Source organism: Parageobacillus sp. G301, assembly GCF_030268025.1.
Classification (GTDB): Bacteria; Bacillota; Bacilli; order Bacillales; family Anoxybacillaceae; genus Parageobacillus_B; species Parageobacillus_B toebii.
The window spans coordinates 830,686-846,805 of sequence record NZ_BSDB01000001.1; the positions used below are offsets into that span (position 1 = coordinate 830,686).

At 42.5% G+C, this 16,120-nt stretch carries 19 protein-coding genes; 9 read left to right on the forward strand and 10 right to left on the reverse strand.

Features of this window, described 5'->3' with window-relative positions; all coding sequences use genetic code 11:
• Positions 1-58 precede the first annotated feature (58 nt).
• Positions 59-955 carry a DMT family transporter gene (locus tag QSJ37_RS04280; protein WP_285753997.1) on the forward strand — a complete coding sequence of 299 codons (897 nt, stop codon included), beginning with the start codon at positions 59-61 and terminating at the stop codon, positions 953-955.
• 39 nt (positions 956-994) lie between these two features.
• Here the strand turns inward: QSJ37_RS04280 and QSJ37_RS04285 are convergent, their stop codons facing one another.
• On the reverse strand, positions 995-1,549 hold the full coding sequence (locus QSJ37_RS04285; RefSeq protein WP_015863676.1) for a DJ-1/PfpI family protein: 555 nt from the start codon (positions 1,547-1,549) through the stop codon (positions 995-997).
• A gap of 156 nt (positions 1,550-1,705) precedes the next feature.
• Between QSJ37_RS04285 and QSJ37_RS04290 the strand changes: the two genes are divergently transcribed.
• The 3 genes from QSJ37_RS04290 to QSJ37_RS04300 all read left to right on the forward strand — a co-directional run bounded on the left by QSJ37_RS04290 (position 1,706) and on the right by QSJ37_RS04300 (position 4,450).
• The gene (locus tag QSJ37_RS04290) at positions 1,706-2,434 is read left to right on the forward strand and encodes an NAD-dependent deacylase (RefSeq protein ID WP_285754000.1); all 729 of its coding nucleotides are present in this window, start codon (positions 1,706-1,708) and stop codon (positions 2,432-2,434) included.
• Positions 2,431-3,306, forward strand: a complete 876-nt coding sequence (locus QSJ37_RS04295; RefSeq protein ID WP_285754002.1) for a fructosamine kinase family protein — start codon at positions 2,431-2,433, stop codon at positions 3,304-3,306. Before QSJ37_RS04290 ends, QSJ37_RS04295 begins: the two co-directional genes overlap by 4 nt.
• 433 nt (positions 3,307-3,739) lie before the next feature.
• Positions 3,740-4,450 carry a L,D-transpeptidase family protein gene (locus QSJ37_RS04300; protein WP_285754004.1) on the forward strand — a complete coding sequence of 237 codons (711 nt, stop codon included), beginning with the start codon at positions 3,740-3,742 and terminating at the stop codon, positions 4,448-4,450.
• Positions 4,451-4,510: 60 nt separating this feature from the next.
• On the opposite strand, the gene QSJ37_RS04305 is transcribed toward QSJ37_RS04300, so the two are convergent.
• Positions 4,511-5,152: a phosphatase PAP2 family protein gene (locus QSJ37_RS04305; RefSeq protein ID WP_285754005.1), complete on the reverse strand. Its 642-nt coding sequence runs from the start codon at positions 5,150-5,152 to the stop codon at positions 4,511-4,513.
• Between the two features lie 522 nt (positions 5,153-5,674).
• On the opposite strand from QSJ37_RS04305, the gene QSJ37_RS04310 reads away from it, so the two are divergent.
• The 5 genes from QSJ37_RS04310 (at position 5,675) to QSJ37_RS04330 (ending at position 8,675) form a co-directional block, all read left to right on the forward strand.
• The gene (locus QSJ37_RS04310; protein ID WP_285754007.1) at positions 5,675-6,073 is read left to right on the forward strand and encodes a YwqH-like family protein; all 399 of its coding nucleotides are present in this window, start codon (positions 5,675-5,677) and stop codon (positions 6,071-6,073) included.
• 15 nt (positions 6,074-6,088) lie between these two features.
• A complete protein-coding gene (locus QSJ37_RS04315; protein ID WP_125010072.1) occupies positions 6,089-6,361 on the forward strand; it encodes a YwqI/YxiC family protein in 273 nt (90 codons plus the stop codon).
• A gap of 12 nt (positions 6,362-6,373) precedes the next feature.
• The gene (locus QSJ37_RS04320; RefSeq protein ID WP_285754011.1) at positions 6,374-7,105 is read left to right on the forward strand and encodes an LXG domain-containing protein; all 732 of its coding nucleotides are present in this window, start codon (positions 6,374-6,376) and stop codon (positions 7,103-7,105) included.
• A gap of 291 nt (positions 7,106-7,396) precedes the next feature.
• On the forward strand, positions 7,397-7,927 hold the full coding sequence (locus tag QSJ37_RS04325; RefSeq protein WP_285754013.1) for a hypothetical protein: 531 nt from the start codon (positions 7,397-7,399) through the stop codon (positions 7,925-7,927).
• A gap of 64 nt (positions 7,928-7,991) precedes the next feature.
• On the forward strand, positions 7,992-8,675 hold the full coding sequence (locus tag QSJ37_RS04330; protein WP_285754015.1) for a hypothetical protein: 684 nt from the start codon (positions 7,992-7,994) through the stop codon (positions 8,673-8,675).
• Positions 8,676-8,771: 96 nt separating this feature from the next.
• On the opposite strand, the gene QSJ37_RS04335 is transcribed toward QSJ37_RS04330, so the two are convergent.
• The 8 genes from QSJ37_RS04335 to QSJ37_RS04370 form a co-directional block, all read right to left on the reverse strand.
• Positions 8,772-9,200 (reverse strand): DUF6884 domain-containing protein, encoded by a 429-nt coding sequence (locus tag QSJ37_RS04335; protein WP_285754017.1) that lies wholly within the window; start codon positions 9,198-9,200, stop codon positions 8,772-8,774.
• 2 nt (positions 9,201-9,202) lie between these two features.
• Positions 9,203-9,586: a hypothetical protein gene (locus QSJ37_RS04340; protein ID WP_285754019.1), complete on the reverse strand. Its 384-nt coding sequence runs from the start codon at positions 9,584-9,586 to the stop codon at positions 9,203-9,205.
• 328 nt (positions 9,587-9,914) lie between these two features.
• Positions 9,915-10,868: a carbon-nitrogen hydrolase family protein gene (locus QSJ37_RS04345; RefSeq protein WP_081189802.1), complete on the reverse strand. Its 954-nt coding sequence runs from the start codon at positions 10,866-10,868 to the stop codon at positions 9,915-9,917.
• Positions 10,869-11,390: 522 nt separating this feature from the next.
• On the reverse strand, positions 11,391-12,686 hold the full coding sequence (locus tag QSJ37_RS04350) for an MFS transporter (RefSeq protein WP_285754021.1): 1,296 nt from the start codon (positions 12,684-12,686) through the stop codon (positions 11,391-11,393).
• A gap of 50 nt (positions 12,687-12,736) precedes the next feature.
• Positions 12,737-14,317, reverse strand: a complete 1,581-nt coding sequence (locus QSJ37_RS04355) for an acyl-CoA synthetase (protein ID WP_285754023.1) — start codon at positions 14,315-14,317, stop codon at positions 12,737-12,739.
• Positions 14,318-14,869: 552 nt separating this feature from the next.
• Positions 14,870-15,112: a zinc ribbon domain-containing protein gene (locus QSJ37_RS04360; protein ID WP_285754025.1), complete on the reverse strand. Its 243-nt coding sequence runs from the start codon at positions 15,110-15,112 to the stop codon at positions 14,870-14,872.
• A 72-nt stretch (positions 15,113-15,184) separates the two neighbouring features.
• Positions 15,185-15,481, reverse strand: coding sequence for a transposase (locus tag QSJ37_RS04365; RefSeq protein ID WP_352177028.1), 297 nt, complete (start codon positions 15,479-15,481; stop codon positions 15,185-15,187).
• Positions 15,385-15,696, reverse strand: coding sequence for a hypothetical protein (locus tag QSJ37_RS04370; RefSeq protein ID WP_285754027.1), 312 nt, complete (start codon positions 15,694-15,696; stop codon positions 15,385-15,387). The genes QSJ37_RS04365 and QSJ37_RS04370 overlap by 97 nt, the downstream gene beginning before the upstream one ends.
• Positions 15,697-16,120: the final 424 nt, after the last annotated feature.

The following is a 16,120-nucleotide window of genomic DNA, read 5'->3' on the forward strand; positions in this document are numbered from 1 at the left end:
TCATGAAGTAAATGTAGTAAAATAAGGAATATCAAAAGACGAGACAGGAGAGAAATGAATGAGAGAGAAAATCTTTTTAGTGTTAGCCAACTTATTTTGGGCAGGTAATTATCTATTTGGAAAATATGTCATCGCAGAAATTAGCCCTCTATGGCTTACATTCATCCGCTGGAGCGTTGCGTTTTTATTTCTTCTTCCCATCTCCTATTTTTTGGAACGACCGCGCTATGGAGAAATCATGAAGCAATTTTGGCTGCCATTAAGCATCGCCGGTATTCTTGGCATTATTGGCTATAACCTGCTTCTTTACGGAGCATTGGAATATACCTCACCGATGAATGCGGCGATTGTCAACGCATTGAACCCGGCCATTATCGTGATTATGTCGTATTTTCTTTTAAAAGAACGTATGACATTTATCAATGTGATCGGTTTTGTCATTTCGCTAGTCGGCGTATTGTTTATTTTAACAAACGGACATCTGCAGTGGATTTTCCAAACGAGCTATAACCGAGGCGATTTGATGATGCTCATCGCTGGTGTAGTGTGGGCGCTTTATTCGATTATCGGAAAAAAATTAGCCGTTCCCCCGATTACTGCGACTACTTGTTCCGTATTTTTCAGCATTATTTTGTTGTTTCCGTTTCTTTTCTTGCAGCCGATTCCGCTCGCTGAGTTAAGCGGGAAAGGATGGATTGGCATCAGCTATATTTGTTTGTTTCCATCCGTTTTTTCGTTCTTATTTTGGAACATGGCTGTCAAAAAGGTTGGACCAAGCTACGCAGGCATTTATTTGAACTTAATCGCCGTATTTACAGCGTTGTTCACATTTTTATTAGGGGGAAAAATTTCCGCGTCACAACTGATTGGCGGTGCATTTGTGTTGATTGGGGTATACTTGGCAACAAACGTCCGAAAAGCAGAAGCAGCCCAGGCGAAAGACGCGGCCATATAAACATTAATCCCCTCAAGCTGCCTTGAGGGGATTTGATCATTATTTTTGAAGCAAACGAATAAATTCACGCATGAAGACAGGCAAGTCCGGCCAAGCATGTGCAGAAACGAGGTTTTGGTCGACATGTGTTGTGCTGTCAGATACATACGTTGCCCCAAGTGCTTCCACACCTGGTTTGCAAGCGATGTATGCAGTTAAGCTGCGTCCTTTCAACAAATCTGGCATCGTTTCGAAAATAAGGGACGCATGGCAAATCGCAGCGATCGGTTTATTCGCTTCAAAGAAATGTCTAACAATGCGTTGAAGATCGGCGTCAAGACGAATATATTCTGGCGCGCGTCCACCTGGAATAACGATTCCGTCATATTGCGTTGGGTCGATATCGGCAAATGCCGCGTGCGCCTCAATAAGGTATGCTTGTTTTTCTTCATATGTATCCCAGCCAGTAAAGTCATGCACAACCGTCTGTAATTTCTTTTTCTTCGGCGCGGCAATCGTTACATCATATCCTTCTTCTAATAAACGATAATATGGGTAATATACTTCTAGCGCTTCTACCGCATCTCCGGTTACAATCAATACTTTTTTGCTCATGATCATGCCTCCTTATCTATTTTTTACTTACACTTTTATCATACCGTAAGATGGAAAAAATCAAAAGAAAAATGCTTGTCAAATAGGATAATAGGGAAAATCGGCCTCATCATGTAAAATAGAAATAACGAGTTTTCTGTAAAGGAGAGGAATAACATGATTGCTTCATGGTTATCGTCATCCCGTTACGCCGTAGTCTTGACAGGAGCGGGCATGTCTACGGAAAGCGGACTCCCTGACTTCCGTTCGGCTAAGACGGGTTTATGGAATCGCTTTAATCCGCAACAATTAGCAAGCACCTACGCTCTTGAACATCATCGCGAAGCATTTATCGAATTTTACCAATACCGCATCCGCACCCTCCGATCGTGCAAACCGCACGAAGGGCACGCCATTTTAGCCGACTGGGAACGGAGTGGGCTGATTAAACAAATCATTACGCAAAATGTAGATGGCTTTCACCAGCAAGCAGGAAGCCAGCGCGTCATTGAACTGCACGGCTCGCTTCGGACGGTCCACTGTCAGCGATGTGGAAACACATTAGACAGCGAAGTATATTTGCATAACCAATTCGAGTGCGACTGCGGCGGTTTTTTGCGTCCTTCCGTTGTCCTATTTGGAGAAATGCTTCCGGAAGACGCCATTGAACAAGCATGGCAGGCAGCGCAAAAAGCCGATTTATTGATCGTCCTCGGTTCTTCGCTTCAAGTATCGCCCGCTAATCAGCTGCCGCTTGTTGCCAAACGAAACGGTGCGAAAGTCGTTATTGTAAACTGGGAGCCGACGGAATTCGATGATATTGCGGATATCGTCATTCATGAGCGGAAAATCGGCGACGTCCTTCGCGACATTGACCGTGAGTGGAAAGTGGGGAATGATTCATGAAAACGGAAACGATCATCGCAGAAGCGCTTCAACACATCGGCGATTCATCGGCCATCTTGCAATACAAACGGGTATACGGCGGCGATATTAACGAGGCGTTTTTCGTCCAAAGCGAGCGGCAGCCGTACTTTGTGAAAATCCGCCATTCCCTTCCGCCTCGCTTTTTCCAATGCGAAGCGACGGGGCTTGAGACGCTTCGCAAGGCGAATGCCATCAACGTTCCTTCTGTTTATGGCGTCAAAGAAACAAATGACTATGGCTTTCTTATTCTTGAATGGGTTGAAGGAGAAGAAACAAGCAAGACCGCGGAACAACTCGGCTATGCCGTCGCACGTCTTCATCAATGTTACGGTCCTTCGTTTGGGTTTGTGGAAGACAACTATATTGGGCTATTGCCCCAAAAAAACGGATGGTATGAAAACTGGGTCGACTATTACCGGGAATGCCGCCTGCTTCCGCAAATCGAACTTGCCGAACAAAAGGGGCGAATGCCAGCGCGCAGAAGAAACAAGCTGGAGAAGCTCCTTGCTTCTCTTGAACGATGGCTTCCTGAAACGTGCTCCCCATCTTTACTGCACGGCGATCTTTGGGGCGGAAACTGGATCGTTGGCGCAAACGGCGTTCCGTATTTGATTGATCCCGCTGTATTTTACGGACACTATGAATTTGAAATCGCCTTTACCGAACTATTCGGCGGATTCCCTAGCCGCTTTTATGAGGCATATAACGAACTCATGCCGCTTTCTTCCGATTATCACGAACGAAAACAATTATATCAGCTTTTCTATTTGCTTGTGCATTTGAACTTATTCGGAGAAACGTATGGCAGTGCGGTTGACCGTGTTTTGCGGCGGTATGTTGGTGATAACTAATTGTTCTTTCTAGCAAAACATAAACATCCTTTCCCTATCAAAATCAGGAATGGATGTTTATGCGAAATAGATTAGACACGCAGTCCAAAACATATTGATTATCCTATTTTTTGGTTTTAAGAACAGCGTATCCCTGTCTATGATACGTTCCGTTCACTATCGCTGATGCCGATGACAAACCGCCATAATTTTGACCATTGCCTTTGTTTATAAAGGCCGCCGCTTGCACCGTCACTTGACTGCCGCCTACAGGAATCGGCTTTTCCTGCTTAGCGGAGATGAACCTGATATTGGAGGGGCGAAATACAGTTGGATCGTCCCCATTGCTATAAACAGCTTATTGAAAATCAATGATACATAGAGTAACATACTATAAGACATAAAAAAGACCGTCCCTCCATAAGGGAAGACATGTTTTTAAAGGAGGACAAAAATGAGGAAAATTTCCCTTTTATTGCTATGTTTAATGTTCATCGGCATTTTCCCATTTGAATCATTTGCAGCTTCACCATTTGATGAAAAAAAATTGCTAGAAAAGCTCAACAAACTAAAAAAGAATGAACAAGTAATCATCGTCACAACAGATTACGCAAAAGCACGAAACGGAAAGCTTGTTTTCTATCAAAAAGAAAATGGAAAATGGAAAAAAGTATTTTCCAATATCGATGTGATTGTCGGAAAAAACGGCATTACAGAGAACAAGAAAGAAGGAGACGGCAAAACTCCAGTTGGCATCTATCCTCTTGGCACCGCGTTTGGCAGTGCAAAAAAACCATCTGGCATCAAAATCCCATACCGGCAAACAACAAAGTACGATTATTGGATTGATGATCCATCATCAAAAGATTATAATAAATGGATTCATTACCTAGGAAATCCAAAAACACGTTGGAAATCGTTTGAACGATTAAATCATCCACTTTATAAATATGCCGTTGTCATACGATATAATGACAACCCTATTGTTAAAGGAAAAGGAAGCGCCATCTTCTTACATATTTGGTCGCGTCCTTCTGGATATACACTTGGATGTGTCGCCATGTCCGAAAAAAATTTGCTAAAAATCATCCAAACACTTGATTCAAAAAAGAATCCTGTTATTGTCATTAATGAGAAAAGAAAACTATTAGAAACATTCCGATAAATCATTGCTTTTCCGCTTTGAAACAGACGAGGGCGAGTCTATTGATTCGCCCTCGTTCCATTATTTATTCGCTGGTTTTGAAGTCTTCTCGCTTTGTTCCCAAGAGGCCATTCTACTATAAAAAAATTGATAAACGGAAATACAAGCGGAGAGATAAGCAATTCCCAACAAAAACCCTGCCAAAACGTCAGACGGGTAGTGAACTTGAAGGCTTAAGCGGCTAAGCCCTATCAATAACGCAAGAAGACCAAAAATGAAAAAAATCATCCACCGCTGGGATGCTTTCTTTACTTCTTTGCTTAGAAAATACGCGATTAACAACAAATAAATGCTGCCGACCACGGCGTGGCCGCTCGGAAAGCTAAACCCGTGCACCCCTTGCGCAAATGGCGGCCGCGCCCGCCCGACAAGGTCCTTAATGAACGTGTTCATCCCGTAACCGCCGCCGACAGCGACCAACACAAGCACCATGCCGTAATAATCGCGCTTGCAAAACCATAAAAACAACACTAGCAGGATGCTCGCAATGCCGATGAAATAGCCATAGCCTAATATCGTAAAGCCATCCAACCAGTCCCATGAATCAAACATTTGCAGCAGCCGCTCATCCATCGCATTGGTCGCTCCCGACGCCACCGCGGCCCATATGGCAAGAAACAGGAAAAAAACAAGTGCAGATACGGATAGAAGACGTTTGTTCATATTCGTGCTCCTTGCTTTTATTTTTTATCTAAATTATAACTCAACTTTGGTCATTTGTTAGATAAAATCTTGTAATCATATAAGACAGCTTAAAAACCTTTTATGATACAACGTCCTTAGGCTGCTCCTGGCCGTCTCACACCACCGTACGTACCGTTCTATGGTGTCTCTCAAACCGGAAGTTTGCGCCCGCTTCCTCCCGATTCCGCGTTGCCACGGACACTCTTGCACCATATTAACAGCTGCTTCCTTCTTTACAACTCAGGACCATCCTCCTACAGACTGCACTTATACCGGGCACACGAACTCATTTAGAAGCGTTTCTTTTTCAAACACAGGATGATTGAATAACTTTTTCAAAAATCAAATGGGTATTTTTTATCATATTTTTATGAAGAAAATGATTCCAAATCCTTAATTTCCCTGTTTCGTATTTCTTGGAAAACAAACGCTGTGTAAAATATATAATGGGATTCCATATTTTCTATAAACAGTATTTATTTTGAAGGAAGATGAATGAATATGGAGGAAAAAGAATACATCATTCACCAATTGTATAATGATATTTCTAATCTTGAAAACCAATTGCGACATAATCACGAAAAAATTGCACGGTTAAAAAAAGCCGAAAGCGGCATATCCAATGAACTTAATGAATTGGTTGATCACAAAACACTTGTATTTGACCCCGAACTCACTCCCTATACATGGCAGGGCAAATATGCCGAAATGTTTTTAGATATAAGAAATGGCATCAATTACGCGTACACAGGCATTATTCAGCAAACCGAAGACCTTCTAAATGATATTTCCAAAAAGATATCGGAACTAGAAGCGATGAATACAAGCATTTCCAACTCTATTTCTTCAAAACGAAGCCAGCTCATTCATTTAAAGACTCTTCATTTAAAGACTCAGTAAGCAGGTGGGATCACAATGACAGAAATTAAAGTCCATTTAAAGGAAGTAGAAGCGTCATTAGACGAGTTAAAACGTAAAATCGGCGAATTAAACACCAACCATTCACATCCGTCATTTCCGGTTTCCTCTCTTGATTTCATCACAAAAATAAAAGCAATTGAAGACCTCTACTATCAAATCGTCACCGATTATAAAAATACGCTTTTACACATTGAGAGCGATGTTCGGAGACATATTGAGAACCTTGCGGAGACAGACCGAAATATTGCCAAAAAGATGACCATATAACGGGGAGTCAAGATGATGAAGGTATTAAAAGTATCGGAAGTTTTACATGAAACCAATCAATTGATCCGTCAAAAACAGCAAGAAAAAGAACAAATTCTTGCTGTTCGCGATGCTGTGAACAAAATCATCCATTTAGACGATGCTTTAAAGGGGGAAGGCGGTGAAGCGATTAAAGAACACTTTGCTACTTTGCATATCCCTGCCATTCTCCTGCTGCATCAATTTCTTTATCAGTATTTAGAAATACTAAAAAATATTTTAGTTATCATCGAACATTTTGAAACAAATAGTGGTTTTATAAGCGAAGAATTTATCGAAACAGAAGTAAAAACAAGCCTTAATCAGTTAGAAAACTTCACTGAAGAAACAGTCAATAGCATCAATCAATATTTTTTAGACGTGGCAGATTTGGTTCATGGCATTCCCGTTCAAATTTTGTCTTTTCAGAACTCAATCATATCAGCAAAAAACCATACTCATATAACCGTCCATGAGCTAGCACAACTTGATGAAAACATCTCTCACAGTCTAACATCGATGCAAGAGCAGCTCGCTCAAATTCGTCAATTCACCCAGAAACTGCACGAATGGACAAAAGGCGGCGTTTTCTTAAGTAAAGAACAAATAAAAGAAATCGAAAATTACATTTCCGAAACAGATACGTTCAAAAAAATGATTGATGAGGCGATTGAACTGTCTGTACAAGAGGGAGATTCCACTTTTGTGGGCGCCGTCGCTGACTGACTGGATTCCCTTGGCAAATTCAACGGCGGGCTTAGTGTTGCAAAAGGATTACTTGCAGTTCACGTTCTCCGTACCGGTTTATTAACTTTATCAAAAGATGGAAAAGGAAATTTTATTATTAAAGCATCACCAACTTGGGTAAAAGGAGCAAATAAAAAATACGAATCAAAGCTTGCAGAAAGAATCTACCAATTATTAGAAAAAGGAGATAAAAACTCTAACAATATCATTAAAAGAGCTTTAGCAAAATATCACAATACTCCAAGCGGTGTTTTACGTGAGCTTATCGGTTTGCATTCAAAAACAAATAAAATCAGTTTTGGGAAAATTGTAGAACAACATCATAAAATACTGGCCTTTGATAAAAATTTAATAAAGCAATATAAAGTTCAAATAGACGTTAGCAAAACAGCCACACAATTTAAAATTCCGTATATAGCTGTCTTTTTCTCAGTTATTACAAACAGTGGCGAATTTTTTAGTGACACGAATCAAAACAAGTCTATGTTCGAAAAGACTGGAAGGTTTATAGCAGGATTAGGGCTTGACGCAGGTGTCGCAGCATTAACGTCTACTGGGGCACTGATAGGATCAATGGTCGCTCCTGGTGTAGGAACTTTTATCAGCGGTGCTATCGGCGCAACGGTCGGCTTTGTTGGCTCGTTGTTTGTTGAAGATACTGTAAAAGACTGGGGAGAAACAGCTGGTCGATGGGTTGAAGAGCGTGTTGAAGATATTGAAGAGTTTTGGGATAGTGCAAACAAAGCAATATCTAATTCATTTTCAAATGCAAAAAAATTTATTGTAGACTTTTTCAATTAAGGACAGAAAGCTAGTCATAACTGTCAAATAGATGATAATTGATAACAAAAAGGAGATATATACCATGAGAAATGGACTTCCACATTCTCAAGCCAAACAACAATCAAACTCACCAGTAAATAAAGAAACGGAAATATTTTCGTTGAAAAGAGGCATTCGCTTCTTTTTGCAAAGTCACCTTTTTCTCTTATTCATTATATTTCTATTTCTAATCAACAAAAATCAGTGGACAAATAATGCATTTGTAACCTTTTCCACGTTTTTCTCTGGTTTTGAACTTTTCTTTATTTTACTGTTTCTTCCCTCTTGCTTTGTCCCTAACCTACCAACACTGAGCATACATCGCATCATTCAGGCTATAACAAAAAAACGGGAAAGAAATGAATGGGTGGGGATGGCTATTGCATTTATCATTTTTACCCTAGTTTCTTTAATTTTTCTCCCAGCCAACATTCCTTACCCTAGTACTTATGTACAATTTTGGCTAGCATCTAATATAATGTTCGCATTAATATCTGTCCCTTTCCAACGTCTTGTCTTTTTTTATTATGATGCAGCTGTCAAAGCTAAACCAAAAAGTGTATTAGATTATTTTTATAAGTATTGTGGATTATTTATGCTTGGTTTTTGTTATTATATTCAACAAATTTTATCTCGTATGTCATTATTGCTGAACAAGCTGTTTGCTATTTTATTTCTTCTCATCGTAGTATGGCAATTTTTTATGGTTGTTGGTATCTTTAACTGAAATATATCCAATTAGTTTTACCCCATAATCGTTGTATTTCGACAATGAGCCTCTTTAGGAAAGGAAAAACGAACACAAAAGAAACGATCCGCTTATCTACGAATGAATTTCATTTAGCGCTTTATTATAAAACTCGAGTTGTTCGCCGATTTTCATGCCTTGCAACGGTATCCGGCATCTTATTCCTTGACTTTCAAGCATTGGAATGAGATAATGCCGATATTTTTTGCCGGCGAAAAAATCGACTTCTGTTGGATGGATCGCTTTTAGTTGTTGAAATACTTTCTCTGACCACGCTATTATTTCTGGCGCTTTCATTTGATTGAGCGTCACATTATACGGATCAATGACCATGTCTTTTGGAAGCAATCCATATTTAGCGGAAAGAATAAACCAATCGTCATATCCTTTTTTCTCGACAAATGCTACCGCTTTGGTAAATAAAGAAGATGGTTCATACATTTCCTTTGCCGCACAAGGATAACTTCTCTTTTTTTTCGTACAACTAATTAGTGCGATTTTCATTTTTACTTCATCCCCCCTTCTCTTTTTAATACATGGATAACCGCATTACTGCGGACTTTCTTTCCATATCGCTCAAGCAATTTTTCCAGCTCGCTCATCAATTCTTGGCTGCGAATAGATTCTTTTGGAAGCTTCACAAACCATTGCTTCAACACTTTTTCCGTATCTATTCCTGTTTTTCCTTTTCCTCTTGCATATTTGACGGTATTCATATCTTTATATCCTATATATTTGCTTGGACCGAAAGCTTGCAAATCAGAAATGTAATACCAATGTTTGAATTGTGTTAGTTGTTGAACAATATCTGTTTCATTTTGCAAATCTTTATTAAACTGTTTTACATTTTCTAATACCTCTTCTAATGATGAAACTAATACGGCTTCCATAGATTTCAATCCTTTCTTCATGTATTATTCTATCAACATTTTCTATTTAAATATTGTTGAATCATGTCACAAAGATGAAAAATTCCATATTTAGATTTCTTCCGAACTGTTAATTGCTTCATTGAATCCACGCTAGAGAACGCGCGTGAGTAGAACCAGCAATTAATAAGAAACTGTACTAAAGCAGATTCTCTACAGACAAATAAAAAAGAGACACGAACCTAATTCCTTGGTTAGAATAGATGTGTCACCATGCCATTCCACAAGGAGGTTCATTCCTCACGAATAGACTACCACTTCACCAAAAATTACAGTTGCGAAAGTAAGATTATACCCATTTTACACTATCTTTCTTCTCTTCATTCACTAAAAGCTGAAATACATCTGGCCTGGAGTAATGCCCTACTACATCAAAATCAAATTGACTGTAGGCGATGTCACGCAAATCCAAATCGGCTATAAGAATGTCTTCTTTGCCATAGACAGGCTCCTTAATATAGTTTCCTAATGGACCTACAATGGCGCTTCCTCCAACGCACATCTCGTGAGGAGATGAGGCCAATTCTTCATAGCAGGCTAAATCAGTCGGGTACATATCCTTTGTGACATACTGATTGCAGGACAGTACAAAACATCTTCCTTCCGCTGCAATATGACGAATCGTAGACTGCCAGAGCTCTCTAGCATCTGCCGTTGGAGCAATATAAATTTGAACCCCTTTGGCGTACATCGCTACTCTCGCTAATGGCATATAGTTCTCCCAACAAATCAACGCCCCTATCCTTCCGTATGGGGTATCGAAAACAGGCAACGTGCTTCCATCCCCCTCCCCCCAAATGATTCGTTCAGAGGCTGTAGGTTTTAGCTTTCGATGTTTTCCAAGCAAAGTGCCGTCTGGTCCAAAAAATAAAACACTGCAGTAAAGAGTGCCTCTACTAAACTCATTGTCTCTTTCCACTACACCGATAACGAGATAGGCTCCCGCCTTACGGGCTGCTTCTCCTAATAGTTCTGTTGTTTCGCTTGGTACGGCTACCGAGTTTTCCCAGTAACGAAGCCAGTCTTTTCGTCCTTCTGGTGAACGACTTCCGACAGTCGTTCCAAAAGTAAGCCCTCTTGGATAAGCTGGAATAAAAGCTTCTGGAAATACGATGATATTTGCGCCTTTTTCTGCAGCTTGTTGCGTTAGCGAAATCGCTTTTTCTGTACTTGCTTCTCGATCCATAATCACGGAAGCGGCTTGCACAACAGCTACACGCACGTTAGATGGTTGGTTGGTCATTTGAAACTCCCCTTTATTTCCTAGTTTTTAATTATAAAATTTTCTTGTTAACTATTGACTTATGTATGGGTCAAAGCGCTTGCAAGCGCTATGCTTCCAACTATATCCAATAGAAATAGAAACCGGACTCCTTCCTCGTACTTTTTTTCTGAACACTAGCCAATTCATATTTATGCTTTGACAAAAATAATTTTTATTTTTTTGAATATTTATATAATTATTTTAGCTAATTTTGAAAGAAAATACTACCAAATAGCGTATGAAAAACAGTAGAAAAGAAAATACTTCTGCCTTGTTTTTCTCCACCTTTGTAATAACGTGCCTTCAGTCTAGGTTTAGACATCCATACCAAATGTCCATCCGAATCCACAATGTAAAAAAGCAAAAACGCCGCTTCTCCTTGTTAAGAGAGCACGGCGTTTTTGCGTGAAAGAAGTTATCTCCTAAGCCATTAATTTTGTATCCTCAACCTCCCCCTATGCAGATAACGAACAAAATGATCTGTTCGATTTTCGCGGCTCGTCAGCTTTCAACGATATTCACGCTCTCATCGTAACGCGAGTTGACTGTTTTTGTTGCATCAGGTACAAACACGCTTAGTACCAAGGAGAGAGCAAGCCCAGCCATCATGAACCCGCCAAATATCCACGGCGATGGACCGAATTTTTTCGCCATTGAAGTCCAAATCGTAGGTCCAAAACCAACAATGGCCGCGGCAAACTGATAACCAACCGATAACCCAGTATAACGGACTTTGGTTGGAAACAGCTCAGAAAATAATGTCCCTTGTGTGGAAAAAACAGCCGCCCAGATGATTCCTAGCATGACCGCCTGCATGAAATACAGCCAGCCTGTCCCTTTTCCGATCAGTGCAAAATAAGGAACGGCAAGAAGGAACAGAAGAGCCAAGCCTCCGATATAGATAGTTTTCCGACCGATAAAATCGGAAAGGTAACCAACAATCGGTATGGTAACGAGCATCGTAGCACAGCCAATCGTCAAGGCAGTTAAGGCTGTATCGCGGGAGTAGCCCAAATAAACAGTGGCAAAGGCAAGCACATAAGACATGGCAAAGACGTTGAAGAACCCGTCTCCAATTTTCAGCCCGATTGCGCGCAACACGTTTCTCCCATCGTTGCGAAGCGTTTCGACGATGGGCACCCTCGCAAGATTTCCACTTTCCTTCTGCTTTTGGAAGACTGGGGTTTCCTCTATACCGCTCCGGACCCAGATCGCCAAACCGATAAGCACTGCACTTAAGAGGAAAGGAATCCGCCATCCCCAGCTCATAAACTGGTCATTAGTAGTTAAGTAGCTGATGAGCGTAAAACTGAAGGTACCGGCAACCAAGCCGAGAGGAACCCCTAATTGAGGAATCGAACCGTAAAGCCCACGAACTCCTTTTGGGGCATATTCTGTTGCCAACAGAATGGCTCCGCCCCACTCACCACCCAAGGAAATTCCTTGAATGAGCCGAAGTATTACCAATAGAATCGGAGCTAGAAGGCCGACTTGTTCATAAGTAGGGAGAAGACCGATAAGCATTGAACTGCCTCCCATACCAATAAGAGTATAGATGAGCGTCGCCTTCCGTCCTAGTCGATCACCTATGTGGCCGAACAAGATACTGCCGATCGGCCGGGCAGCATAACCAGCACCAAAGGTGACAAATGCGAGAAGAAGCGAAACGGCAGGATCGTGGGCTGGAAAAAAGAGAGTTGAAAAAACCAAGCCGGTGGCCGTGCCATATAAATAGAAATCATACCATTCGATAACTGAACCAGCAAGGCTGGCAAAGAGAATGCGGCTCTTTTTCATAGAATTTCCTCCTTTCCATATCTACTGGCAATATAAAACCAAAATTATTTCTATACCGTGCGCGTATACCCTTCCCAGTACTTGGCGCGGAGTTCACGCTTGAGCACTTTTCCGTAAGCATTCTTTGGCAGTTCTTCGACGAAATCGACCGATCGCGGCTTCTTATAACTGGCTAGATGATTCCGGCAAAAGGCAATCAACTCCTCTTCGGCAGCTGCATGCCCCTGCCTCAACACCACAACAGCCTTTACCGCCTCTCCCCATTCCCGATCCGGAACACCGAAAACGCAAGCCTCTTGCACAGCCGGATGACGTAACAATACCTCCTCCACCTCGCGAGGGTAGATGTTGTTTCCACCGCTGATGATCATGTCCTTTGTTCGGTCCAAGATATAGAGATACCCCTCTTCATCCATGTATCCGACATCTCCTGTACGCATCCACCCGTTCACGATCGTATCGTTGGTTGCCTCCGGATTGCGCCAATACCCTTTCATTACAAGATCGCTTTGAACGGCAATCTCGCCGACAGCCCCACGAGGTAACTCATTGCCATCCGCATCCTGAATGCGCACCTGAACCCCCAAACGAGCAGTGCCGGCAGAAGCGAGGCGTTCAGGGCGATTTAGATCGTGTCCTTCCCGGCTGAGACCGGTAATCGTCATAGGGCATTCCCCCTGTCCGTAAATCTGCGCAAACACCGGTCCGAAGGCCTTAAGCCCCGCGATTAGATCCTCTACATACATAGGAGCACCGCCGTAAATGATGCACCGCAGACTTCGCAAGTCATACTTGGTGCGCGCTTCCGATTCGATCAGGCGCTTCACCATGGTTGGTGCCATGAACGGAAGCACGGTGACCTGATGTTTCTCAATCGAAGCGAACACTGCTTCCGGATCAAAGCGGGGTGCGGATAGAATCACATTCGTGCCCCCCTTGGCGATTAGAGGGAGAGCATACAGACCGGAACCATGAGTGAGCGGTGCTGCATGCAATCCGATGTCATCGTGCCCAAAGGGATAAATATCCGCACAGGCGTTCAAAGTCATCATCAAAAGAATACGGTGCGTCAACATGGCTCCTTTGGGGCGCCCCGTGGTCCCCGAAGTGTAAAAGAGCCACGCCAAATCGTCTCCATCAACCGGATCCACCCATTCGGCATCGTCTCCATGTTCCAAAAGATCGCGATAGTCGAGAACGGTTTGGAAAGATTGCTGTCCCTTCTCTTTCAGACCATCTAGACATACCGCAATGCGGGTGGCGGATAGGTCCCCAGCAATGCGATCGATTGCATCCTGAAAAACGCCTGCGTATACAAGAACCTTGGCTTCGCTATGGTTCAAAATATAGCGCACCTCGTCATGGTGAAGGCGAAAGTTCATCGGTACAGCTACCAATCCAGCCTTCCACGTCGCAAAAAGCACCTCCAGGATTTCTGCACGGTTGGGTGAAAAGATGGCCACTCTGTCTCCTTGCTCCAAACCAAACTGGCGAAGCGAGCTCGCAACCCGGTTGGCACGCTCGTTAAACTCCCGGTACGTCAACGCCAAGTCACCATGAATAACGGCCAAATGATCAGCATAGGCTGCTGCTGAACGGCTTAACATATATCCGAGATTCATTGCCGCCATGTCTATCACCCCTGTCATCAATCTCCGAATTTTGACACTGCATATTCATCGATTTAAGGAAAAAGCATCAATCATAACTTCGAAGGCACGTTCTACACTTATCTATTAATATCCGTCCCGAAATATCTTTCTATTCATTATTTTATGATTATTTTTAATTTTATGATAATTTACCTCCTTCGAAAAATCAATATTTTGCTTTCAAGCTATCATTGGAAATAACTAAAAAAAACAAACTTAGAATCAAGCTTCCAATGACAAGTGAAATATCATCGCCGACACAGCGGCTGATTCCCTGAAAACCTTCTTCCTCCACACTTCTCCATTCGTTGTGTCTATGATAACATCAAAATACCCGTGGAGAATGAACCTCTCCCACCTTCATTCCATGAAGAGGTAGAGTTTCTTACCATCTCCACCAAAGAAGCTTCTGCGCAGAAGAAGGCGGTCTCCTTCTACTCGATGAATGCATCGGAAGTCTTCTTGATGGGTCCAGTAAGCAACATCGGCATCACACCGATGGGGCGGTCCAACCCTTCTACTACTTCTTGCTTACGCAATCCGTAGATACGTCAGCTTTGTTTGTACGTTCCAGCGTTTGAAGGCGCCGTGCAGCGCTTTGCTTAAGATATTTTTCGCGCCGTGAACGTCACGATGTTCCTCATACCCACACCGGCACACAAACAGGCGGGAAGATGTTTTTTTCTCTTTTGGCAGACAGGAGAAGACTAGCTCGTATACGACTTGCAAGCGAATGCCATGTGGAGCCAGCTTATAAGCGAGATGCCACTTCACTTTCCCGAATGGCCAATTCGAGAGCTTTTGCGCTTGTTTGCGGCTTGCCCGCTTTTTCTTTCTTGTGTTTCGCTACACTCCTTCAACGTTTCCAATATACACATCGGAGGCGGATGGCTTCAAGCACCAGCCGACAAACTGTTTAACCGTTCGATGGAGCGCATCCCGCAGCTGTCTTTCGGATTTGGATAACACGTATTGTTTCGCCCGCTCATACTTTTTCCATCGGCGGGATCCTTTTCGACATTTCGATTGACGACGCTGGATCTCCGCTAGTTTTTTATTCCGCAGCCGGTGAAGGGAGCGTATTTTTCTTCCGGTGATGAGGAGGGCTTGCCCGTTTTCGCAAAACGCGCCGATGGGGGGAATTCTCCAGGATCGATTCCGACGAAGGAGCCCGGCTTATACGCTTTGGCCTTTTGTCCATCTTCATACTTCATGGCCAAATAAAGACCTTGATCCAAGCAGCATTCAATTTCTTTGATCGTTCCTTTTGGCAGATGCGACACATACACGACGATTGGCTTTTCCCGTTTTCCATGATGAATGCCCATGGAGAGTTCGATTTTTCCGTTTTCATACACTTTGAAGCCGCCTTTCGCCCATTTTGTTGGGAAATGCTTCTTTTTCTTGTAGGGATAGCAGGCAGAATGTCCTTGTTGGATGCTTGGTGTGCAGCTTGTCTTGCGAAGGAGTATTGGTGACTGACGGCTTGTATTGATTGGCTGTGAAGATGGAAGTTTCTTTTCGTTTGTTTTTGCAGCTCGCTTTTAGTGATCCAACGTCCATGCTGGAGGAAGTGTTCTTTGGCTAAACGGTGGCATTCATTCCAAACACGGGCGAATTCGCGATTGCAGGCATACAATCGGTCCAAATCCGCTTTGGATGCACGGAAGAACACTTTTTGGCCGCGAAGCATGAGCATCTTTCTTTGTTTGATAGTTTGATTATAGAACATATGTTCGTTTTTTGAAGGTCAAAAAACTCCCGATTCATCTCCCTCCTTCA